Source organism: Nocardia sp. NPDC056064 (genome assembly GCF_042266925.1).
Taxonomy (GTDB): domain Bacteria; phylum Actinomycetota; class Actinomycetes; order Mycobacteriales; family Mycobacteriaceae; genus Nocardia.
On the sequence record NZ_JBHJWO010000001.1, the window covers coordinates 1,842,842 to 1,867,636 of the forward strand.

Below are 24,795 nucleotides of genomic sequence, written 5' to 3' on the forward strand. Positions count from 1 at the left end.
CTCCCCCTGTGCGTCCGGGCGCGGCCCGTGTCTCCCCCTGTGCCTTCGGGGTGCAGACTACCCCGGAGCGGAAACCGTCAGCGTTCGACGAGTTTGCGCACCGAGGCGGGCAGGTCGCGGGTGCGCTGGTAGGGCCCGGCGACGCAGGCGCCGTAGGGCCGCGCCAGCAGGGTGCGGGCGATCTCGCTGACCTCTTCGGTGGTCACCGCGTCGATGCGCGCGAGGGTCGCCGAGACGCTGCGATGGTTGCCGTAGCTGAGTTCGCTGCGGCCGATGCGGTTCATCCGCGAGGCCGAGTCCTCGAGCCCGAGCACCAGACCGCCGCGCAACGAGCCCTTGGCCCGGGCGCATTCGGCATCGGTGACACCGTTGGCGGCGACATCGTCGAGCACGCCGCGCGCCAGCACCGCCACCTGGGCCAGGTTCTCCGGCTGGCAGCCAAGGGCCACCGAGAACGCGCCGGTGTCGGCGAAGGTGTCGACACTCGAGTACACCGAGTACGCCAGCCCGCGTTCCTCCCGGATGCGCTGGAACAGGCGGGAACTCAGCCCGCCGCCGACGATGGTGTTGAGCACCGACAGCGGCCAGCGCTGCTGTCCCTCGTGCCTGCCGAAGGCGCGGACACCGAACACCAGGTGCGCCTGCTCGCTGTCGCGATTGATCCGCACCAGCCCGGGCGCGGCCTGCGCGCGGAACTTGCCCTCGCGGCGCGGGGCCGGTTCGGCGGCGGTGTCCAGGCGTGCCTCGAAGGCCCGGTGTACGAGTTCCACGACACGGTCGTGCTCGACATTGCCCGCCACCGCGACGACCATCCGTTCGGGACGGTAGCGGCGCTGGTGGAAGCCGCGCAGCTGGGCGGCCTGCATGCCCTCGATGGATTCGACGGTGCCGATCACCGGCCGCCCGATCGGGTGGTCGCCGAACATGGCGGTGAGGAAGGAGTCGGCGACCAGGTCTTCGGGGTCGTCGTCGCGCATGGCGATCTCCTCGAGCACCACCTGGCGTTCCACGTCGACGTCGACGGCCCGGCACAGCCCGTTGAGCACCACGTCGGAGACGAGTTCGACCGCCAGCGGCAGGTCCTCGTCGATGACGTGGGCGTAGTAGCAGGTCTGTTCCTTGGCCGTGAAGGCGTTGAGTTCGCCGCCGACCGCGTCCATGGACTGGGCGATGTCGAGCGCCGAGCGGGTGGGGGTCGCCTTGAACAGCAGGTGTTCGAGGAAGTGCGCGGCGCCCGCCACCGTCGGGCCCTCGTCCCGCGAGCCGACGCCGACCCAGACCCCGATCGAGGCCGAGCGCACGCCGGGCACGTGCTCGGTGACCACCCGCAGGCCCCCGGGGAGCACGGTGCGGCGCACTCCCCCGTCGGTGGCGAGGTCTTCGGTGGTGGGTGATTGGCTCAACTGTGGCTTCGTCACCCGATCCCACCGGACGGCTGTACTGGCATGGCGTTCTCAACCTCTCGACACGGGAGCCGGTGACGTGCGGGGATACCTCGGCGCGGCGGGGCAGCCGGCACGACGGCCGGTGCCGCGATTCTATGCGCCCATCGCCCCCGCCCGTGCAGCGGCCCTGGCCGGATCGCCGGTGCCGTCGCCGGGTTCGGCCCGGTCGAGAACGGCCGCGATCCGGGCGAGCGCCTGCTCGCCCGTCATCGCCCAGTGCGTGGCGTCGATGCCGTGCCGGTGCACGGTGCCGCCGATCGCCTCCGCCCAGCTCGCCGCGCCGCGCGCGCCGGTGGGGTCGTCGACGGTGGCCGCGAAGTACACCAGGTCACCGTCGAACCGGCGTGGCCGGTAGTCGTCGACCAGTTGCGTCGAGGCCACCGCGGCGTCGACGATGCGGGTGACGCGGGCCCGGTCCAGTCCGGCCAGCGGTCCGCCGAGCGCGGCGGCGGCGTCGACCAGTCCGTCGACGTCGAAGGGCACGTCCTGGCCCGCCGTGCCGCCGAGCAGGTCGCCGACCGTCGGGGCCGCGGTGCCGGTGGGCGCGTCGCCGAGCCAGCTGTCCATCATGGCCAGCCGGGCCACCGTCGCGCCGTCGGCCTGCAACCGGGTGGCCACCGCGTGCGCGAGCAGCCCGCCCAGCGACCAGCCGAGCAGGTGGTAGGGCCCGTCGGGCTGCACCGACCGGATGGCGGCCACATAGCGATCGGCCCAGTCCTCGATGGTCGCGGGCAGCGGTTCGGTGGCGCTGAGCGCGGGTGACTGCAGGCCGTAGACCGGACGCTCGGGGTCGAGGTGGCGGGTGATCCCCGCGAACGACCACGCCACGCCACCGACCGGGTGGATGCAGAACAGGGGTGCGCCGCGGCCGCCGGTGCGCAGCGGCAACAGCACCGCGAACGCGTCGTCGGCCGAATCCTGCTGTCCGGCCACGCGTGCGGCGATGACCGACGGTGTCGGTTCGGCGAAGAACCAGGCCACCGGCACCGCCACGCCCAGTGTCTCGCTCAGCCGCGCCGACAGCTGGACCGCGGTCAGCGAGTTGCCGCCGAGGTCGAAGAAGTTGTCGTCCATGCCGATCCGGTCCAGGTCGAGGACCCGGGCGAACTCGGCGGCGACACGCTGTTCGGTGGCGGTGACCGGCGCACGGTAGGCGGCCTGGCGCAGTTCCGGCCGGGGCAGGGCGGCGCGATCGAGCTTGCCGGAGGTGTTGACCGGGAACGCGTCGAGCGCGAGCACCACGGCGGGCACCAGGTAGCCGGGCAGTTCCGCGGCCAGCGCGGCACGCAGGTCAGCGGCATCGCCGTGGCCCTCACGCAGGACGACGTACCCGACGAGCCGGTCGGCACCCACCCCCGCGACCACGGCCGCCGCGGCCTGGGCGACACCCGGCTGCCGCTGCAGCGCGGCTTCCACCTCACCGAGCTCGAGACGCTGACCGTTGAGCTTGACCTGCAGATCGGACCGGCCGACGTATTCCAGTGCGGCCGTGCCACTTCCGTCCGCGCGCAGGCGCACGAGGTCGCCGGTGCGGTACATCCGGGCTCCCGGCGCGCCGAACGGATCGGGCACGAACCGTTCGGCGGTGAGTTCGGCCGCGCCGAGGTAGCCGTGCGCGAGCTGCGCACCGCCGACGTACAGCTCGCCGGTCACCCCCGTCGGCACCGGCCGCAGACGCGCGTCCAGCACGTAGAGCCCGGTGTTGCGCACCGGCGCGCCGATCGGCACGGTGACCGTGTCGGCGTCGGTGACCGTGTGCGCGCTCACCTGGACGGCGGTTTCGGTGGGCCCGTACAGGTTCACCACGTCGGCCCCGGTCAGCGCGCGCACGCGCTGGGCCAGCGCGGCGGGCAGTTCCTCGCCACCGGCGAACACCCGCCGCAGCGAACTCTGCCGGACCGCACCGCGTTCCACTTCGGCGGCGTAGGCGGCCAGCAGCGTCGGGGCGAACTGCACGGTGTCGATGCCGTATTCGGCGATCAGCGCGGCCAGGTAGGCCGGGTCGCCGTGTCCGCCGGGACGGGCGACGACGGTGCAGGCGCCGATGCGCTGGGGCAGCAGCAGTTCCCAGATCGAGGCGTCGAAGGTGACCGGTGTCTTGTGCAGCACGGTGTCACCGGCGGCGAAGCCGAATCGCCCGGCCAGCCAGTCGAGCTGGTTGACGATCGCGCGGTGCGGCACCCCGACGCCCTTGGGCAGGCCGGTGGAACCGGAGGTGAAGATGACGTACGCGGTGTGCTCGGGCAGCAGCGGCTGGGCCCGTTCGGCGTCGACGATCGGGCCGTCCGGGTAGGCGTCGAGGTCCACGGTGTCCAGGTCGACGGTGTCGAGCCCGCCCGGCAGGTCGACCCGGTCGCGGCCGGTGGTGAGCACACAGGCGGGCTGGGCGATCCGCAGGATGCGGGCGATCCGTTCGGCCGGATGATCGGGATCGACCGGCACATAGGTCCCGCCCGCGGCGAGCACCGCGTACACCCCGACCAGCAGGTCCGCCGAGCGGCGCACCGCCACCGCGACGGCGGTGTCCGGGCCGACGCCGTGCGCGAGCAGGTGCCGGGCCAGCCGGTGCACTCTGGTCGCGAATTCGGCGTAGGTGAGCCAGGTGTCGCCGTCGACCACCGCGACGGCGTCGGGGGTGGCGGCGGCCTGCCGGGCGAACCCGTCGGGCAGCAGCACGTCCGCCACGGCCGGGGCCGCGGTGTCGCACCAGGTGCCGAAGAGCGCGCGGTCGGCGTCGGTGCGCAGGTCGACCTCGCCGACCACACCGTCGGGATTCGCGGTCACCGCGTCCAGGACCCGCACGTACCCCTCGGCGAGGCGGGCGGCGGTGTCCGCGTCGAACAGGTCGGTGGCGTAGGTGAGGCTCACCGCGCAGCCGCCGTCGGCGGTGTCGGTGAGCACCAGGTCCAGGTCGAACTTGGCGACGGCGGCCGGGGCGTCCAGCCCGGTCACGGTGAGCTCGGGCAGCACCACCTCGGCCGGGGCGGCGTCGAGGTTCTGGAAGGCGAGCATCACCTGGAACAGCGGGGTGTGCGCGGTGGAACGGACCGGGTCGAGCGCGTCGACGAGCCGTTCGAAGGGCACGTCGGCGTGTTCGAAGGCGTCCAGGTCGACCCGGCGGGCGCGGTGCAGCAGCGTGCGGAAGGAGTCGGCGGGGTCGACCGCGGTGCGCAGCACCAGGGTGTTGACGAACATGCCCACCAGCGCGTCGAGCGCGCGGTCGCCGCGACCGGCGACCGGTGTGCCCACGGCGATGTCGCCGCTGCCGCTGAACCGCGCGAGCAGCACGGCCAGCGCCGCGTGCGCCACCATGAACTCGCTGGCCTCGGCACCGCGGGCGAGCTGTCCGACGCGCTGCCAGAGCCGCGGCGCGATCACGGTGTCCACGCTCGCGCCGCGCTGGGAGGCGACCGCGGGGCGGGGCCGGTCGGTGGGCAGGTCGAGCAGGCCGGGCAGCCCGGCCAGTTCGTCGCGCCAGAACCGGATCTGGCGGGCGGCGAGCGAGTCGGTGTCGTCCTCGCTGCCCAGCACCGCGCGCTGCCACAGCGTGTAGTCGGCGTACTGCACCGGCAGCGGCGCCCAGCCGGGTTCGGCGCCCGCGCGGCGCGCGAGGTAGGCGGCGGTCATGTCGCGCAGCAGCGGTCCGGCGGAGAAGCCGTCGGCGCTGATGTGGTGCACGACCACCACCAGCACCACTTCGTCGGGCGCGCAGCGCAGCACCCGCACCCGCACCGGCGGCGCGGCGGTGACGTCGAAGCCGCGGCCGATCTCGGCGGCCACTATGGCGGGCACCGCGATCCGGTCCACGGCCTCCACCACCGGCGCGGGCACGAATTCCCACACCGCCTGGTGGCCGATGCCGTCGATCGCGGGATAGGCGGTGCGCAGCACCTCGTGCCGGTCGAGCACATCGGTGACCGCGGCGGCCAGCGCCGGGGCGTCGATGTCGCCGGTGAGCCGCACCGCGATCGGGATGTTGTAGGCGGCCGAGTCCGGGTCGAGCCGGTTGAGCAGCCACATCCGCTGCTGGGCGGCGGAGAGCGGAATCCGGTGTGGCCGTTGCTCCGCGACCAGGGCGAGTCCGGCGCCGGTGCCGGCCTGTCCGGCCAGTGCGGCGGCCAGCCCGGCGACCGTGGTCGCCTCGAACAGCACCCGCACGGGTACCCGGGTGGACAGCGCCGCGCCGAGGCGGGCGGCCACCCGGGTGGCGACGAGGGAGTTGCCGCCGAGTTCGAAGAAGTCGTCGTCGAGGCCGATCCCGGTGCGCCCCAGCACTTCCCCGAAGACCTCGGCGACCACCCGCTGCACCGGGGTCACCGGCGCACGGAACGGTCGCGCCACGAACTCCGGCGTCGGCAGGGCCTTGCGGTCGAGCTTGCCGGAGGTGTTGAGCGGGAACGCCTCGAGCACCACGATCACCGACGGCACCATGTACGACGGCAGTATCGCCGCGACCTCGGTGCGCAGCAGCACCGGATCGAGCACGACGCCGGGCACCGGCACCGCGTATCCGACGAGCCGGTCACCGGTCTCGCTCGGGGAGACGACCGCCGCGGCCTGGCTGACCTCGGGCAGCGCACCCAGCGCCGCCTCGATCTCACCCAGCTCGATGCGCTGACCACGGAATTTCACCTGGAAGTCGATGCGCGCCAGATAGATCAGCACGCCGTCGCGGTTCCAGCGCACCAGGTCACCGGTGCGATACATCCGCTGCCCCGGCGCGCCGAACGGGTCGGCGACGAACCGGTCCGCCGAGAGGTCGGCACGTCCGAGATATCCGCGGGCCAGCTGTTCTCCCGCGAGGTACAGCTCCCCCGCGACGCCGGGTGCGACGGGCCGCAGCCGGTCGTCGAGGACGTACACGCGGGTGTTCCAGGCGGGCACCCCGATCGGTACGGTCGCGCCGGTCGCCCCGGCGGCGGGCCACGCGGTGACCGATACCGCCGCCTCGGTCGGCCCGTACAGATTGTGCACGGGCGCCGAGGTCTTCGCGCCGACGGCGGCCACGATCTCCGGGGTGAGCGCCTCGCCGATGGCGAGCAGCAGCCGCAGGCTGGTCAGCTGTCCGGCCTGCGCCTGCGCGGCGAACATCGCCAGCATGGACGGCACGAAGTCGGCGACGGTGACGCCTCGCACCGCGACGAGCTCGGCCAGGTACTGCGGGTCACGATGCCCGTCCGGCGTGGCCAGGACGAGGGTCGCGCCCGCCGCGAGCGGAGCGAAGTACCCCCACACCGACAGGTCGAACCCGGCCGCCGACTTCTGCAGGTACACATCGCCGTCACCGAGCCGGTACTGCTCGATCAGCCACGCGATCTGATTGCGAATCCCCGCGTGGCTCATCGCCACACCCTTGGGCCTGCCGGTGGAACCGGACGTGAACAGCACATAGGCGAGGTGGGAATCCCGTAGCGGCGCGCGGAGTTCGGCGTCGGCCACCGGATGCGCGGCGTAGCGCGCGGTGTCGAGGTCGTCGAGGGTGAGGAGCCTCGGCGCGAGCGACCCGGGCACGGTGAACTCGTCGCGACGGGTGGTGAGGACGAGGTGCGGGCGGGCGGTGTCGAGTACCTGGGCGATGCGGTCGGACGGGTGGTCGGGGTCGATCGGCACGTAGGCGCCGCCCGCGGTGAGCACCGCGTACATGGCCACCACCAGGTCGACGGACCGGCGCATGGCCAGCGCGACCAGCACCTCCGGCCCCACGCCCTCGGCGATCAGGTGGCGGGCCAGCCGGTTCACCCGGGCGTCGAACGCGGCGTAGGTCAGCGTCGCGTCCTCGAAGACGAGGGCGGTCGCTTCGGGCCGGGCATGCGCCTGGACGCGGTACGGGGTGAGCAGGGTCGCCGTGCGGTCGATCTCGTGGGTGGTGGCGTTCCACTCGGCGAGGACGCGGGCCCGTTCGGCGGGCTCGAGCACGTCGACGGTGTCCAGCGGCGCGTGCGGATCGGCGGCCACGGCGGTGAGCAGCCGTTCCAGACGCGTGGCGACGGCCGCGGCGGTGGCGGTGTCGAACACGTCGTGGGCGTAGGTGAGCACACCGGTGACGCCCGCGGCCTCGCCGTCGGCGGTGTAGTCGTCGCTGACGATGAGGTGCAGGTCGAACTGGGACAGCTCGGTGTCGGTGTCGATGCCCGACACCGTGATTCCGGGCAGGGCCAGTTCGGCACGCTCGAAGTTCTGGAAGGAGAACCCGACCTGGAACAGCGGGTGCCGCGCGGTCGAGCGGGCCGGGTCGAGGACCTCGACGAGACGCTCGAACGGCACGTCGGCGTGGGCGTAGGCCGCGAGGTCGGTGGCCCGCTGCCGGATCAGCAACTGCCGGAACGACTCTCCCGCCGTCAGCCGGGTGCGGAAGACCAGCGTGTTGACGAACATGCCGATCAGGTCCTCGAGCGCGGCCTCCCCGCGCCCCGCGACCGGGGTGCCGACGGTGATGTCGGCACTGCCGGAGAGCCTGCCGAGCAGGGCGGCGAAGGCGGTGTGCACCACCATGAACAGCGTGGCGCCCGCGTCCTTGGCCAGGGCGCTCAGCCGGGCGTGGGTGGCGGCGTCGAGGGTCACCGGCACGGTGCCACCGGCGAGGCTGCGTACCGCCGGGCGCGGCCGGTCCAGGGGCAGCGCGAGTTCCTCGGGCAGGTCGGCGAGTTCGGTGCGCCAGAAGTCGAGCTGACGAGCGGCGACGGAACCCGGATCGGACTCCTCGCCGAGCACCGCGCGCTGCCACAGCGCGTAGTCGGCGTACTGCACAGGCAGCGGTGTCCACCGCGGCGCAGTGCCGTCGCGGCGCGCCAGGTAGGCGGTCATCAGGTCGCGCACCAGCGGCGGCATCGAGGACCCGTCGGCGCTGATGTGGTGCACGACCAGCGCCAGCACGGCCTCGTCGGCGGTGATCCGGTACAGCACCACCTGCCACGGCACTGCGGCGGTGACGTCGAAGGTGGTGGCGGCGAGTTCGGTCACGGCCGCGACGATCCGCTCGGCCGGGAGGTCACGGACCCGCAGTGCGACACCGGCTTCGGCGGCGGTGACGATCCGCTGCACCGGCCCGTCGGGGGTTTCCGGGTAGTACGTGCGCAGGACCTCGTGCCGCTCGACGAGATCGGTGATCGCGTCCGCGAGCGCGTCCGGGTCGAGCGCCCCGCGCAGCCGCACGGCGACGGGCACGTTGTAGCCGGCCGAGTCGGGATCGAACCGGTTGAGGAACCACATGCGCTGCTGGGCGGGCGAGAGTGGAATCGCGGCGGGCCGCTCCCCCGCCACCAGTGCCACCCGCGCGGTCCCGTTCTCGGCATCGAGGGCGGCGGCCAGCTCGGCCACCACCGGGGTCTCGAAGATCCGCGCCACCGGCACCTGCCGCTCCAGCGCCGCGCCGAGCCGTGCGGCGACCCTGGTGGCGACGAGCGAGTTGCCACCCAGATCGAAGAAGTCGTCGTCGGCGCCGACCGTCTCGACCCCGAGCACCTCGGCGACCACTCCGGCCACGAGCAGTTCAGTGGGCGTCGACGGCGCCCGGAACTCCCGGACCACCAGCTCCGGCGCGGGCAACGCCCGGCGATCCAGCTTGCCGGACGCGTTCACCGGGAACTCGTCGAGCACCACGAAGACACCCGGCACCATGTAGGCCGGAAGTGCGTGCCGCAGAGCGGCTTTCACCTCGTCGAGGTCGAGCAGGGCTCGGCGGGTGCCCGCGGGGAGCAGGTAGGCGACGAGGTGGTCGCCGATGCCGTCGTCGCGGACGGTGACGACCGCGCGATCCACACCCTCGACCCCGGTGAGGACGGCTTCGATCTCGCCGAGCTCGATCCGCAGGCCGCGCAGCTTCACCTGGAAGTCGGTGCGGCCCAGGTATTCCAGTTCACCGGTGCGGGTGCGCACCACGAGGTCGCCGGTGCGGTACATCCGAGAACCTGGCTGCCCGTAGGGGTCGGCGACGAAGCGGTCGGCGGACAGGTCCGGGCGGGCGAGGTAGCCGCGCGCCAGCTGGACACCGGCCAGGTACAGCTCACCCGGGACACCCACGGGCACCGGCCGCAGCCGCCCGTCCAGAACGTGCAGGGCCGTATTGGCGACCGGCGCGCCGATCGGGACGGTGACCGTGTCGGCATCGGTGACCTCGTGGAAGGTGACGTCGACCGCGGCCTCGGTGGGCCCGTACAGATTGTGCACGGCCACCCCGGGCAGCAGCGTCCGCAACCGCTGCGCGTCGGCGGCGGGCAGCGCCTCACCGGAGGCGAACACCTGCCGCAGCGACACGCACTCGGCGGCACGGGGTTCGGCGAGGAAGGCGGCCAGCATCGAGGGCACGAAGTGCGCGACGTCGACGCCGGTGCGGGTGACGACCTCGGCCAGGTAGGCGGGGTCGCGGTGCCCGTCGGGGCGGGCGATCACCAGGGTGGCACCGATCTGCAAGGGCCAGAACAGTTCCCAGACCGACACGTCGAAGGTGATGGGCGTCTTCTGCAACACGGTGCTCGCGGCGTCGAGCCGGTAGGTGTCCTGCATCCAGACCAGGCGGTTGACGATGGCGGTGTGCGCGACCGCGACACCCTTGGGCTTGCCGGTGGAGCCGGAGGTGAACAGCACGTAGGCCAGGTCGGCGCCGCGCAGCGGCCGCAGCCGCTCGGCGTCGGTGACGGGTGCGCTGTCGAAACCGCTCAGATCCAGATCGGCCGGATCGACCGTGCGGGTCCCGGTGTCGGGGAAGCCCGCCGCGGCCAGGACACAGACCGGTGCCGCGGTGTCGAGCACATCGGCGAGGCGGTCGGCCGGGTGGTCGGGGTCCAGCGGCAGGTACGCCGCGCCCGCGGCCTGCACCGCGTACAGGGCCACCAGCAGGTCGATCCCGCGCCGCAGACCGACACCGACGACGGCACCCGGCCCGACCTGCTCGGCGATGAGCCACCGGGCCAGACGGGTCACGCGTTCGGCGAACTCGCCGTAGGTGATCCGTGCGCCCTCGAAGTCGAGGGCCACCGCGTCGGGGCTGCGCCGGGCCTGCTCGGTGAACAGCGAGACCAGGGTGGCGGTGGTGTCGAGCGGCGCGGCCGTGTCGTTCCAGGCCGCCAGCTGGGCGGTCTCACCGGCATCGAGCAGATCGATGGCGCCGACCGGGACGGTGTCGTCGGCGACGACGGCGCTGAGCACCCGCACGAAGCGCGCGCCGAAGGCAGCGACGGTGTCGGCGTCGAACAGATCGGTGGCGTAGCGCAGCCAGCCCCGCATGCCGGGTTCGCCTGCCGCATCGGTGATCTCGTTGACGGCCAGCGACAGATCGAACTGCGTCGTCGCGGCGGGCAGGGCGAATTCGGCGATGCGCAGACCGGGCAGCTCGATCGCGGTGTCCTCGCGATGCTCGAAGGCGAGCATCACCTGCACGAGCGGCGAATAGGCCGTCGACCGCACCGGATTCAGCTCGTCGACGAGCCGTTCGAACGGCAGCTCGGCGTGGGCGAACGCCCGCAGATCGGCCGCCCGCACCGTGGCGAGCAGCTCGCCGAACCCGGCGCCCGCGTCGACCTCGGTCCGCAGCACCAGGGTATTGACGAACATGCCGACCAGATCGTCGAGCGCGGCATCGGCCCGACCGGCCACCGGCGTGCCGATGGCGATATCGGCGCCCGCGCCCTGCCTGGCGAGCAGCACCGCGAACGCCGCGTGCACCACCATGAACGTGGACACCCCGTGCCTGCGGGCCAGCGCCTCGATCCCGGCGACCACCTTGCCGGGCACGTCGAATCCGACCGACCCGCCTGCTCCGGAGCGCACCACCGGCCGCGGCCGATCGGTCGCCGGCTCCAGCACCGGCGCGAGCCCGGCCAGTTCGTCCCGCCAGTGCGCCACCTGCCGCGCCAGCCGCGACTCCGGATCGTCCGGATCGCCGAGTACCTCGCGCTGCCACAGCGTGAAGTCCGGGTACTGCACCGGCAGCGGCGCCCACTGTGGCATCGTTCCCGCCACCCGCGCCGCATAGGCGGTGATCAGATCACGTGCCAACGGTGTCGTCGACACCCCGTCCGCGGCGATGTGATGCACCGCGAGCACGAGCACATGCTCGACCTCGGTCGGACCCCCCTCCCTCGCCTGCGGATTCCGAACGAACCCCGCGGGATTCGACTCGGACACCGCCGGGCTCGGCCCAGCCACCAGCGAGCTCGGCTCAGCGAATTCCACGTCGTGCTCGGCCACCGCCGTGTTCGGCTCGGCGATCACCACGTCCGGCCCGGCCTGGACGTCGCGCGCCACCGCATCGTCGCTGCCCATCGGGCTCGGTGTGGTGCGGCGGAACAAGGCGGCGCGCAGCGGCGGCTCGGTGGTGAGGTCGTAGCCGGCGCCGACGACGGCGCGTACAGCGTCCGGCAGGTCGGTCTCGGGGAGTTCGCGTACCTCTGCGGCGGGCCGGACACGGTCGGCCGGGAGGACGACCTGGGTCGGGCCGTCGGCGTCCTCCGGGAAGATCGTGCGCAGCGATTCGTGCCGTTCGATCACATCGCCGAGTGCTGCCCACAGCGCGTCGGTGTCCAGCTCGCCGGTCAGGCGCAGGGCGATGGGCAGGGTGTAGACGGCCGAGCCGGGTTCGATGCGGTTGAGCAGCCACAGGCGGGTCTGGGCCAGCGACAACGGAATACGGGCCGGGCGCGGTGCGGCCACGACCAGCGCGGGGAGCTGTTCACGGTGGACCCCGGCACGCTCGGCCAGGGCGGCCACGGTGGGCGCGTCGAAGACGTCGCGCACGTCCAGCGCGCTGCCCAGCGCCGCGTTGGCGCGCGCGACCAGGCGCATGGCCAGCAGCGAGTTGCCGCCGACGGCGAAGAAGTCGTCGTCGGCGCCGACGCGGTCCACCCCGAGCAGTTCAGCGATCACCCCGGCGAGGGTGGTCTGCGCGCCCGGTCGCGGCGCGACATAGGCGGCGGTGACGGACAGGTCGGGGGCGGGCAGGGCGGAGCGGTCCAGCTTGCCCGCGGAGTTCAGCGGCACCGTGTCGAGCACGACCAGATGCGCGGGCACCATGTAGGCGGGCACCCGGCTCGCGACATGTCCGCGCACCACGGCGGGCTCCACGTCACCGGCGACGTAGGCGACCAGACACTGGCGCCCGGCGTCGTCGACGGCGGGCAGCACGGTCGCGTGGGTGACGCCCGGTGCGTCGCCGAGCGCGGACTCGATCTCGCCGAGCTCGATCCGCAGGCCGCGGATCTTCACCTGGAAGTCGTTGCGGCCCAGATAGACCAGGGCCCCCGAGCGGTCACGGCGCACCAGGTCACCGGTCCGGTACATGCGGGTGCCGTCGGGACCGTACGGGTCGGCGACGAACCGGTCCGCCGTCAGATCCGGCTTGCCCAGATAGCCGCGCGCGAGCTGGGCGCCCGCCAGATACAGCTCCCCCGCGACCCCGGCGGCCACCGGATGCAGCCGCTCGTCGAGGACGTAGGCGCGCACATTCCAGCTGGGCCTGCCGATGGGCAGTTCGGTCTGCTCGACCGGCGCGGTGATCTGCTGGAAGGTGCTGGTGATGGTCACCTCGGTCGGGCCGTAGGTGTTGTGCAGTTCGCCGGGAATCGCGGCGAGCAGCGCGGCCGCCAGCGGCGCGGGCAGTTCCTCACCGCCCGCGTGCAGCATCCGCAGCCCGCCCAGTGCGTCGCCGAGACCTTCGGCGAGCAGGGCGGCCAGCACCGAGGGCACGAATTCCGCGATGGTGACGCGCTGGTCACGCAGCACCCGCGCCTGGTAGGCCAGGTCGAGGTGACCGCCGGGGCGCAGCAGCACCAGTGGCGCGCCGAGCAGGGCGGGGGCGAGCAGTTCCCAGATCGAGACGTCGAAGGTCAGCGGGGCGCGCTGCAGGAACCGGTCGGCGGCGGTCATCGTGTATTCGCCGCGCAGCCAGCACAATTCGTTGACCAGGGCGCGATGCGACACCATGACCCCCTTGGGGGTGCCGGTCGAGCCGGAGGTGAAAAGCACGTACGCCGGGTGCTCCGGGTGCAGCGGGGCGAGCCGCTCGGCATCGCTGACCGGCGTGCCGGGCACGGGCCGCTGGGCGGGGTCCTCGAGCTGGGCGACGGTGAGCACCGGGAACCCGGAGCGCGAGGCGGCCGCGAAATGCACCGAGGCGGTGGCGGATCGGATACTGGAGTCGACGTGGTCGAGGTCGGCGGCCGCGGCGGCGACCACCAGCCGGGGCGCGGCGGTCTCGAGCACGTGCCCGATGCGGTCGGCGGGCTGGGTGGGGTCGATCGGCACGTACACGCCACCGGCCGCGAGCACGCCGTGCAGCACCACCAGCAGGTCGATACCGCGCGGAACCGCCACGGCCACCGGGGTTTCCGGGCCGACACCGCATTCGATCAGCCTGCGCGCGAACCGGTTGGCCCGGGCCGCGAGGGCGCCGTAACCGATCTCGGTGCCTTCGAACACCGCCGCCACCGCGTGTGGATCGCGGGCGGTCGCGGCGTCGAGCAGATGCGCGGCCAGCGGGGCGCGCACACCGAGTTCGGCGAGGGCGCGCTCGAGGGGTTCCACGTCACCGTGCGGGCCCGCGAGCAGCGCGGCGTGACCGGCGGCGTCGTGCAGGGCGAGGTCACCGACCGGTGTCCCCGGATCGGCGATGGCCGCGCGCAGGACGCGCTCGAGCATGGCGACCAGGTCGGCGACGGTGTCCGCGTCGAACAGGTCGGTGGCGTAGCGCAGTTCGAGGTCGAGTCCCTCGGCGGTGCCGTCGGCGGCGAACCGGTCGACGAAGGTGAAGTCCAGGTCCACCTCGATCGGCGCGTCCGGCAGAGTCAGCCCCGACAGGGTGAGGCCGGGCAGTTCGAAGGCGGTGCGGCGCTGGTTCTGCAGCGCCAGCGACACCTGGTAGAGCGGTGAATAGCCCTGCGAGCGTGCCGGATTGAGCGCGTCGACGAGGCTTTCGAAGGGCACGTCGGCATTGTCGAAGGCGTCGAGGTCACCGGCGCGGACCTCGTCGAGCAGGTCGCTGAAGCGGGCACCGGAGCGCACCTCGGCGCGCAGCACCAGCGTGTTGACGAACATGCCGACGATGTCGTCGAGTTCGCGATGACCACGTCCGGCGACCGGGGTGCCGACGACGATGTCGGCACCCGCGGAGAGCCGGGCCAGCAGCACCGCGAGCCCGGCGTGCAGCACCATGAACGGGGTGGCGCGGTGGGCGCGGGCCAGGTCCTCGATGCCGCGGTGCAGGTCGGCGTCCAGGGTGGTGGTGAGGGTGGCGCCCCGGTTGGAGGCGATGAGCGGCCTGCGACGGTCGGCGGGCAGGGTCAGCACGTCGGGCAGTCCGGCGAGGCGGTCGGTCCAGTAGCCGAGCTGGCGGGCCAGCGGCGCGTCCGGATCGTCGGCACTGCCCAGGCCCTCCACCTGCCACAGCGCGTAGTCGGCGTAGTGGACGGCCGGCGCGGGCAGCTGCGGGGTGAGGCCCGCGGTGCGGGCGGCGTAGGCGGTGACCAGGTCGCGGGTCAGCGGACCCATCGACCAGCCGTCGGCGGCGATGTGGTGCACCACCAGCACCAGCACGTGCTCGGCCGGGGCGACCCGCAGCAGGACGGCGCGCACCGGCACCTCGGTGGTGATGTCGAACCCACCGGCCAGCGCGGTCACGATGGCCGCGGGCACGGCGGCCGCGTCGACCTCGGTGACGGCCAGCTCGGGCACGAACGGCGCGCCGACGAGTTGCGTGGCCTGCCCGTCGAATTCGGGGTAGGTGGTGCGCAGGGTCTCGTGCCGGGCGATCAGGTCGCCGAGGGCGCCGCGCAGCGCGGCGGCGTCGAGTTCGCCGCTGAGCCGCAGAGCGACCGGGATGTGGTACGCCGCCGAGTCCGGATCGAAGCGGTGCAGGAACCACATGCGCTGCTGGGCGGGCGAGAGCGGAATGCGCTGCGGCCGTTGCCCGGCCACCGGCCCCCTCCTGCTTCCGGTCCCGCGCAGCGCGTCCAGCCGCACCGCGAGCCCACCGACACTGCTCGCCTCGAACAGCTCACGCACCGGAACCCGGGCGTCGAGGGCGGCGCCGAGCCGCGCGGCCACCTGGGTGGCCAGCAGCGAGTTGCCACCGAGGGCGAAGAAGTCGTCGTCGGCCCCGACCCGCTCGAGGTCGAGGACCCCGGCGAAGGTGGCGGCCACGATCCGCTCGGTCGCGGTAGCGGGCTCGCGGAAGTCCAGGGTGCGGACCTCGGGGGCGGGCAGAGCACGGCGATCCAGCTTGCCGGAGCTGTTCACGGGCAGCTCGTCGAGGAAGACATACGCACCGGGCACCATGTACGAGGGCAACACCGCAGCGACAGCGGCATCCAGCACGGCCGGGGTCACCGCGTGCCTGGTGACGGCGTCATCCAACGTGGCGGAAGTCGCCGCGTCCGTGGCGACGGCGTCATCCAGCGTGGCGGAAGTCGCCGCGGCCGTGGTGTCGGCGGCAGTATCCAGCGCAGCGGGTTCGGTGGACCGGACGACGTAGGCGACCAGTTGGTCGGGGCGTCCTTCGTCCGAGCGGACCATGACCGCGACCCGGCGCACGCCCGGCACCGCGCCGAGAGCCGCTTCGATCTCGGCCGGTTCGATGCGCAGGCCGCGCAGTTTCACCTGGAAGTCGGTGCGGCCCAGGTAGTGCAGGGCCGGGCCGTCGGGGCCGGTGCGCCAGGTGACGAGGTCGCCGGTGCGGTAGAGGCGTGCGCCGGTGCCGAACGGGTCGGCGACGAAGCGTTCGGCGGTCAGGTCGGCGCGGCCGTGGTAGCCGTCGGCGAGCTGGGTGCCCGCCACATACAGTTCGCCGGGCACCCCCACCGGAACCGGCCGCAGCCGCGAATCCAGCACGTACACACGGGTTCCGGCGACCGGTATACCGATCGGCACCGCCGCGCCCCGGTCGTCGCCGACGCGGTGGGTGGTGACCTGGATGGCGGTCTCGGTGGGGCCGTAGAGATTGACCACCTCCGCGCCGGTGCTCGTCCGCACCGCGTGCGCCAGCTGCGCTGTCAGCGCCTCACCACCGGCGAAGACCAGCCGCAGCGAATCGGCCTGGGCAGCGGCCGGTTCCGTGAGGACGGCGGCCAGCACCGAGGGCACGTACTGCACCACGCTCACGCCGTGACGCACCGTCGCGTCCGCCAGATAGGCGGGGTCGCGGTGCCCGTCGGCGGTGGCCAGCACCAGGCGGGCGCCGACCTGCAACGGCCACAGCAGTTCCCACACCGCGGCGTCGAAGGTGAACGGCGTCTTCTGCAACACCACGTCGTCGGCACCGAGCGGGTATTCGCGCTGCAACCACCGCAGCTGGTTCACCACCGCCGTGTGCGGCACCGCGACACCCTTCGGGCGGCCGGTGGAGCCGGAGGTGAACAGCACGTAGGCGAGATGTCCGGGCCGCAGCGGCAGCGTCCGTTCGGCATCGGTGACCGGCTCCCCGGACAGCTCCGACAGATCCAGGGTGTCGACCGTGACGACCGAATCCGCAGTCGCCACACCGCTTCCGGTGACGGTCAGCACGCAGATCGGCGCGGTCCGCGCGAGCACGTACTCGGTCCGCTCGGCCGGATGATCCGGATCGACCGGCACGTACGCGGCACCGGCGGCCAGCACCGCGTGCACCGCCACCAGCTGCTCGATCCCCCGCCGCATCGCCACGGCGACGAGCGCACCCGGCCCCGCGCCACGCTCGATCAGGTACCGCGCCAGCCTCGCGACCCGTACCCCGAATTCCGCATACGACAGCACCGCGGCCTCGGGCACCTCGGCGGCAGCGTCCGTCAGCCGCGCGAGGGCGCCGGCGGAGGCGGTCGGGTGGTCGTCGCCGTGGTCGACGACCACCGCGATCGCGTCGGGGGTGGCGCGGACCTGGTCGGCGAACAGGTCGGCCAGGGTGCCGGTGGCCTCGAGGGCCGCGGTGGTGTTCCAGGTGGTCAGCACGGTGGTGCGTTCGGCCGGGTCGAGCAGGTCGATATCGCCGATCGGGCGGGTGGGATCGGCGAGGACAGCGGCGAGCAGGCGGTGCAGGCGCGCCGCGAAGCCGGCCACGGTGGCCGCGTCGAACAAGTCGGTGGCGTACACGAACGCGCCGGACAGCCCCGCGGGGGCGCCGTTGTGGTCACGATGCTCGGTGAGCGACAGTTCGATGTCGAACTTGGCGATACCGGTGGACAGGTCCACCTCACCGAGAGTCAGCCCGGGCAGGGCGAGCGCGCGGGGGGTGTCCTCGTTGAGCGAGAGCATCACCTGGAACAGCGGGTTGCGCGCGGTGGAGCGGACCGGGTCGAGGACCTCGACGAGCCGTTCGAAGGGGATGTCGGCGTGGCCGAAGGCGGCCAGATCGGTGTCGCGGATCTGGGCGACCAGCTCGGTGAACGGCGTGGCCGGGGCGACCTCGGTGCGCAGCACGAGGGTGTTGACGAACATGCCGACGAGGTCGTCGAGGGCCCGCTCTCCGCGTCCGGAGACCGGGGTGCCGATGGCGATGTCGGTGGTGGCCGAGAGCCGGGCCAGCAGCGCGGCGAACACGGCGTGGGCGGCCATGAACACCGTGATCCCGTGCGCGCGCGCGAATTCCGCGAGCGCGCGATGGGTCTCGGTATCGATGGCGATGTCGTGGGTGGCGCCGCGTCGCGAGGCGACGGCGGGCCGGGTGCGGTCGGTCGGCAGCTCGAGCTGCTCGGGCATACCGGCGAGGGTGTCGCGCCAGTACGAGAGCTGTGCGGCGGCCAGTGATTCCGGGTCGTTCGCGGCACCGAGTACCGCGTGCTGCCAGATCGCGTAGTCGGCGTACTGCACCGCCAGCGGCGCCCACTGCGGCGCCGCACCGGCGGCGCGCGCCCCGTAGGCGGTGAGCACATCGCGGATCAGCGGCCCGAACGAGAAGCCGTCGGCCGCGATGTGATGCAGCACGATGACCAGCACGTATTCCGGTTCGTCGGTGACGACGCGGATCAGCGCGGCGCGGATCGGCGCGTCGACGGTGAGGTCGAAACCGGTCGCGGCGAAGGCGCGGACCGCGTCGGCCACGTCCGCGGCGGGCACGAGCCGCGGGAGGACCTCGGGCACCAGACCGGTGGCGGACAGGATCTCGGCGACGGCCTGCCCGTCGCGCTCCGGGTAGCGGGTGCGCAGCACCTCGTGGCGCTCCAGGACGTCGACGATCGCCTGCTGCAAGGCCGCGACATCGAGTGTTCCGGTGAGCCGCACGGCCATCGGGATGTTGTCGGTGGCCGAGCCGGGATCGAAGCGGTTGAGGAACCACATGCGCTGCTGGGCGGGTGAGAGCGGCAGCGGATCGGGCCGGGCCCCCGCGACCAGCGCGGGCCCGGAACCGGTGCCGCGCAGCGCGTCGGCGGCCGCGGCGAGGGTGCGCACGGCGCTGGTGTCGAAGAGCTGACGCACCGGGACGCGGATGTCGAGATCGGTGCCGATGCGGGCCATCAGGCGAGTGGCGAGCAGCGAGTTGCCGCCCAGGTCGAAGAAGTCGTCGTCGCGGCCGACCCGGTCCAGGCCCAGGACCTCGGCGAACGCGGCCGCGACCACCTGCTCGGCGGGGGTCCGCGGCGCCCGGTAGACCGCGGCCTCGAACACCGGCGCGGGCAGCGCGGCCCGGTCGAGCTTGCCGACGGGGGTGAGCGGCACCGCGTCCAGCGCCATGATCGTGGCGGGCACCATGTGCGCGGGCAGGTGCTCGGCGGCGTGCGCGAGCAGACCGGCGGCATCGACGGTCGCCCCGGCGGCGGGCACCACATACGACACCAGCAGGGTCGCCCCCGCCTCGGTGCGGTGACCGACGGTCGCGGCGAAGTCCACCGAGGTGTGCCGGGCCAGGACGGCGTCGATCTCGCCGAGCTCGATCCGGAAGCCGCGCACCTTCACCTGGAAGTCGTTGCGCCCCAGGTATTCCAGGTCGTAGGCGCCGTCGCGGTGTACCCAGCGCACGGTGTCGCCGGTGCGGTACATCCGCTCACCGGGCGCACCGTAGGGGTTGGTGACGAACCGGCCCGCGGTCAGCGCGGGCCTGCGATGGTAGCCGCGCGCCAGTTGCGGTCCGGCGATGTACAGCTCGCCGACCACGCCGGCGGGCACCGGCCGCAGTCGCTCGTCGAGCACCAGTTCGGTCGTGCCCTCCACCGGCGCGCCGAGGGTGATCGGGGTGTCCGCGCCGAGCGGTTCGCTGATATTGGTGACGATGGTGGTCTCGGTCGGGCCGTAGCCGTTGCGGAACACCAGGCCCGGGATGGCGCCGGTCCAGCGCGCCACCAGCTCCGGCGGGCACGCCTCGCCACCGACGACGACCACGCGCAGGTCGTCGAGCCCGTCCGGGTTCACCGTCGCCAGCGCCGACGGCGTGATCACCACATGGGTCACCCGCTCGGCCCGCAGCAACGCACCCAGCTCCGCCCCGCCGAACACGCCGACCGGCGCGATCACCATGGTCGCGCCCTCGGTGACGGTCAGCAGCAGCTCCGCCACGGAGATGTCGAACGAGGGCGAGGCCACATGCAGCACCCGCGCGTCCGCCGAGGCCACATAGCGCCCCGCCTGCACGGGCAGATACGCCGCGACAGCGGCGTGCGGAATCACCACGCCCTTGGGCAGACCGGTGGTGCCGGAGGTGTAGATGACATAGGCGGGATCGCGCGGATCGAGCGCCCGGCGTGCCGGGACACTCGGCACGTCAGCGTGGGCCTTACCATCGAGCGCGGGCACCTCGTCGGCGGGCGATACACGGCCGGTTGCCACATCGGAACTCGGCCCGTCGTCGATCACCGCAACCGCCGACCCGTCGTCACTCGACGGCGCGCCCGGCACCGTAGCGGTGGTCGGCGCGTCGCCCAGCAGCAGCCAGGGCACGGTGGCGGGCAGGTCCGGGTGGATGTCGGCGATCGTGATGCCAGCTGCCGCACCGGAATCGGCGAGCATGTGGGTGATGCGGTCGGCCGGGTAGGTGGGGTCGACGGGCAGGAAGCCCGCGCCGGACTTGATGACGGCCCAGACGGCGGTGATCGAGTCGGCCGAGCGCGGGATGCTGACGGCGACCAGATCGCCGGGGCCGATTCCCGCGGCGGTCAGGCGGGCGGCGAGGGCGGTGGAGGTGGTGTCGAGGTCGCCGTAGGTGCGGGTGCGGGCGCCGTCGCGCAGCGCGATCGCGGTGGGGTCGGCGGCGGCGCGGGCGAGGATCTCCGGCAGCAGCGGGGCGGGGGCCGCCGGGCCGCCGGTGCGGGTGGTGAGTTCGGTGAGTTCGGTGTCGATCAGCAGGGGCAGGTCGGCGACCGGGGTGTGTGGTGCGCGGGCGACGGCGGCGAGCAGGCCGGTGAAGCGGCGGGTCATCCGGGCGACGGTCGCCTCGTCGAAAAGATCGGTGGCGTAGGAGAACTCGCCGGTCAGGCCGGTGGTGGCGGATTCGCGCAGGGTCACCGAGAGGTCGAACTTCTCGATGTCGTAGGGCAGGTCGACGGCGGCGGCGCGCAGGCCCGGCAGCTCGAACGAGGTGGGCGGCAGGTTTTGTAGCGACAGTGCCACCTGGAACAGGGGGTGGCGTCCGGCCGAACGCGGGGGTGCGAGCACCTCGACGAGCCGCTCGAACGGCAGGGTGGTGTGCGCGAAGGCGGCCAGGTCGTCGGCGCGCACGCGGCCGAGCAGTGCGGTGAACGACTCTTCCGACCGGATCTGGGCCCGCAGCACGGCGGTATTGACGAACATGCCGACCACGTCGTCGAGTTCGGCGGCGCCACGGCCCGCGACCGGGCTGCCGATCGCCACATCGGAGTTGCCCGACAGGCGCGCGACGAGTACCGACAGCGCCGCGTGCAGCACCATGAACAGGGTCGCGCCCTGGTCGGCGGCGATCGTGTTCAACGCCGCCACCAGGTCGGCGTCGAGTTCGAAGCCGACGCGGGCGCCGCGCATAGACGCCGTGGCGGGTCGGGGGCGATCCGAGGGCAGGCCCACCTCGTCCGGGAGCCCGGCCAGCGCGGTCCGCCAGAAGGCGATCTCGCGGCCCGCCTGCGCGGTCTCGTCGTCCTCCGCGCCGAGCACCGCCCGCTGCCACAGCGTGTAATCGGCGTACTGCACGGCCAGCGGCGTCCACTCGGGCGCGGCACCGGCCGTCCGCGCCGAGTACGCGACCATGGTGTCGCGCACCAGCGGCCCGGCCGACCAGCCGTCGGCCGCGATGTGGTGCACCACCAGCACCAGCACGTGATCCCCGTCGACCTCGAACAACCGCGCCCGCACCGGCGGCGCCACGGTCACATCGAAGCCCTCGAGAATGACCGCCGCCAGCGCCTCCGGAAGATCCCGCGCCGCAATACCGATGGGCACGAGCAGCCCCGAATCCCCACCCGCACCGGCAACCGGCAGACCTGTCCCCTCGGCCCCCACCCCGCCACCAGCAGCGCCAGCAGCGCCAGCAGCGCCAGCAGCGCCAGCAGCGCCAGCAGCGCCAGCAGCGAGCATCGTCGAATCTGCTTCGGCCACGAGCAATTCGAGCGCCTCGGCGGGGGTCAGCACATCCTGGGTGCCGACGCCGTCGACCTCCGGGTACACCGTGCGCAGCACCTCGTGCCGGGCGATGAGGTCGCCGACCGCCGCGCGCAGGGCGGGCAGGTCCAGGGTGCCGGAGAGGCGGACCGCGATGGGGATGTTGTAGGCGCCGGTGGCCGGGTCGAACCGGTTCAGGAACCACATGCGCTGCTGGGCGGGCGAGAGCGGCAGCACCTCGGGGCGCGGACCCGCGACCAGGGCGGGGCGCGCGTCGGCGACGCCGCCGTCGATCAGGGCGGCCAGCACGGCGACGGTCGGGTTGTCGAAGAAGTCGCGCACATCCACGCGCACACCGGAATTCGCCTGCAACCGGGCGATGGCGCGGGTGGCGACGAGCGAGTTGCCGCCGAGGCGGAAGAAATCGTCGTCCAGGCCGACGGTCTCCACGTCGAGCAGGTCGGCGAACAAGGCGGCCACGGCCTGCTCGGTCGCGGTGCGCGGGGCGCGGTATGCGGCGGCCGCCACGCGGAAGTCGGGTTCCGGCAGGGCCTTGCGGTCCAGCTTGCCGCTGGCATTGATCGGCATGGCCGCCAGCTGCACCAGCAGCGCGGGCACCATGTACTCCGGCATCGACGCCTTGGCGTGCGCGGCCAGTTCGGCCTCGTCCAGCGGTTCGCCGTCGACGCTGACCACATAGCCGACCAGCGCCTCCCCGGCCGCGTGCCGGTGCAGCACCACCGCGGCATTGCCGACGCGCGGATGCGCGGCCAGCACCGCCTCGATCTCGCCCAGCTCGATCCGCAGCCCGCGCAGCTTCACCTGGAAGTCGGTACGCCCGAGGTATTCGAGCTCGACCCCACCGGGCAGCTGCCGGACGAGGTCACCGGTGCGGTACATGCGCTCGCCGGGCACGCGGTACGGATTGGCCACGAACCGGTCGGCGGTCAGCCCCGGCCGCGCCACGTAGCCACGCGCGAGCTGGATACCGGACAGGTACAGCTCGCCCACCACCCCGGCGGGCACCTGGTCGAGGTTCTCGTCGAGCACCAGCAGCCCGGTGTCGTCGGCCGGGCCACCGATCGGCACCGACACCTCGTCGGCCGCGGTGACCTCGTGCGCGGTCACGTCGACGGCCGCCTCGGTCGGGCCGTAGAGGTTGTGCAGTGTGGCACCGGAGAGCTTGCGCAGTCGCGCGGCGGTGGCGGCGGGCAGCGCCTCACCCGAGGCGAAGACCAGCCGCAGCGACGACAGGTCCACCGCGTCACCGGACTCGGCCAGCTCACCCGCGAACGCCGCCAGCATGGACGGCACGAAGTGCGTGATGCTCACCCGCTCGGCGGCGATCAACTCGGCCAGGTAGGCCGGGTCACCGTGGCGGCCGGGTGCGGCGACCACCAGCCGGGCACCGATCTGCAAGGGCCAGAACAGTTCCCACACCGACACGTCGAAGGTGTAGGGCGTCTTCTGCAGGACGACATCGGCCTCGGTCATGCCGTAGCAGCGCTGCCGCCAGTCGAGGTTGGCCACGATGGCGCCGTGGGTCACCGCCACACCCTTGGGCCTGCCGGTGGACCCGGAGGTGAAGATGACGTAGGCGGTATTGCCCGCCCGCGCTCCCCCGTCGACCTCTGCGGCCGGCGCGGTCCAGTCGATGTCGTCGGTCCGCAGCACCGGCGCGCCGTCGAGGTCCGGCTCGTCGCAGGCCCGCGTCACCACCACGACCGGGCGGGCCACCTCCAGCACGTAGTGCAGGCGCTCGACCGGGTGATCCGGGTCCAGCGGCACATAGGCGCCGCCCGCGCGCACGATGGCGTGCACCGCGACGATCAGCTCGACACCGCGCCGCATGGCCAGGCCGACCAGCGCCTCGGGCCCCACCCCGAGCGCCACCAGCCGGGCGGCCAGCACCCGTACCCTGGCGTCGAACTCGGCGTAGGTCAGGGTCTCGGTGCCGAACTGCACCGCGACCCGCTCCGGGGTGCGGGCCAGCTGGGCGGTGAACCGGTCGACCAGGGTCGGCGCGGCGGTGTGCGTGGATTCGATGCCGAGGGCGGCCATCGTGTCGGCGGCCAGCGCGTCCAGCAGTTGCCCGAAGGTGCCCTCGGCCGCGTCGACCACGCCGGGGAACAGCTCGGCGAGCACCACCTGCACCAGTGTCTCGGGATCGAGGGCGCCGCCGGTGAGCTCGGCCATCAGTGTGAGCCGGGCGTCGAGATCGGCGTAGGACACCGTGGTGCCGTCGAACCCGACCGCGATCCGCGCCGGCTCCATCGCCGCGACCGTCGCCACCAGCGCTGCCAGCTGCTCGATTTCCGCGCGCGCCGGAGTGGGGTTGGTCATCGCACACTGCCTTCCATCTACCGGCCGCAGGTGACATCGCGCGACCGCACAAACTCTCGGAACTCCCGGGTCCATCCGGGTGACGGGACGGGCAGTGGGCGGCCAACCTCGGGCACCCTGCCCGAAATCCGCCCGCGCGATCCGGTATTCAGTGCGATCGGCTATGACACGATCACCACGCTCCGGCGCGCTGCCATGCAACCGGGCACCGGCCAGTCCGTCTCCGCCGTGCCCACGATCCAGGGGTTGCATCCCTTGCAGCTATGACTCGGTTATCTCCCGACCTCCATCGTCAACCCCGACACCTGACACACGCGCCCGCGGACGAGAGGAAGCGTATTCGGTTCGATAATAAACCGGACCAGATTCAGTCAAAATCTTGGTCGCCGGGTTTCCCGATCGGGTTCCGGGAGCGCGCCAGCAATCCGGCCGCATACGCCGAGCGGGCAGCGGTCACGGCGCCACCCCTCGGGGCGGCGCGACGGCTGCCTGCGCGCGGTCGCGCTGTGTCCGGCAACACTAGATGTTCCAACGTTGCATCACCGTTGCA

At 73.0% G+C, this 24,795-nt stretch carries 2 protein-coding genes; both read right to left on the reverse strand.

The features are described from left to right. Nucleotides 1-77: 77 nt before the first annotated feature. Nucleotides 78-1,403, reverse strand: coding sequence for a M16 family metallopeptidase (locus ACFC06_RS08540; protein WP_375929149.1), 1,326 nt, complete (start codon nt 1,401-1,403; stop codon nt 78-80). 135 nt (nt 1,404-1,538) lie between these two features. Continuing rightward, nucleotides 1,539-24,245, reverse strand: a complete 22,707-nt coding sequence (locus tag ACFC06_RS08545; RefSeq protein ID WP_375929150.1) for a non-ribosomal peptide synthase/polyketide synthase — start codon at nt 24,243-24,245, stop codon at nt 1,539-1,541. Nucleotides 24,246-24,795: the final 550 nt, after the last annotated feature.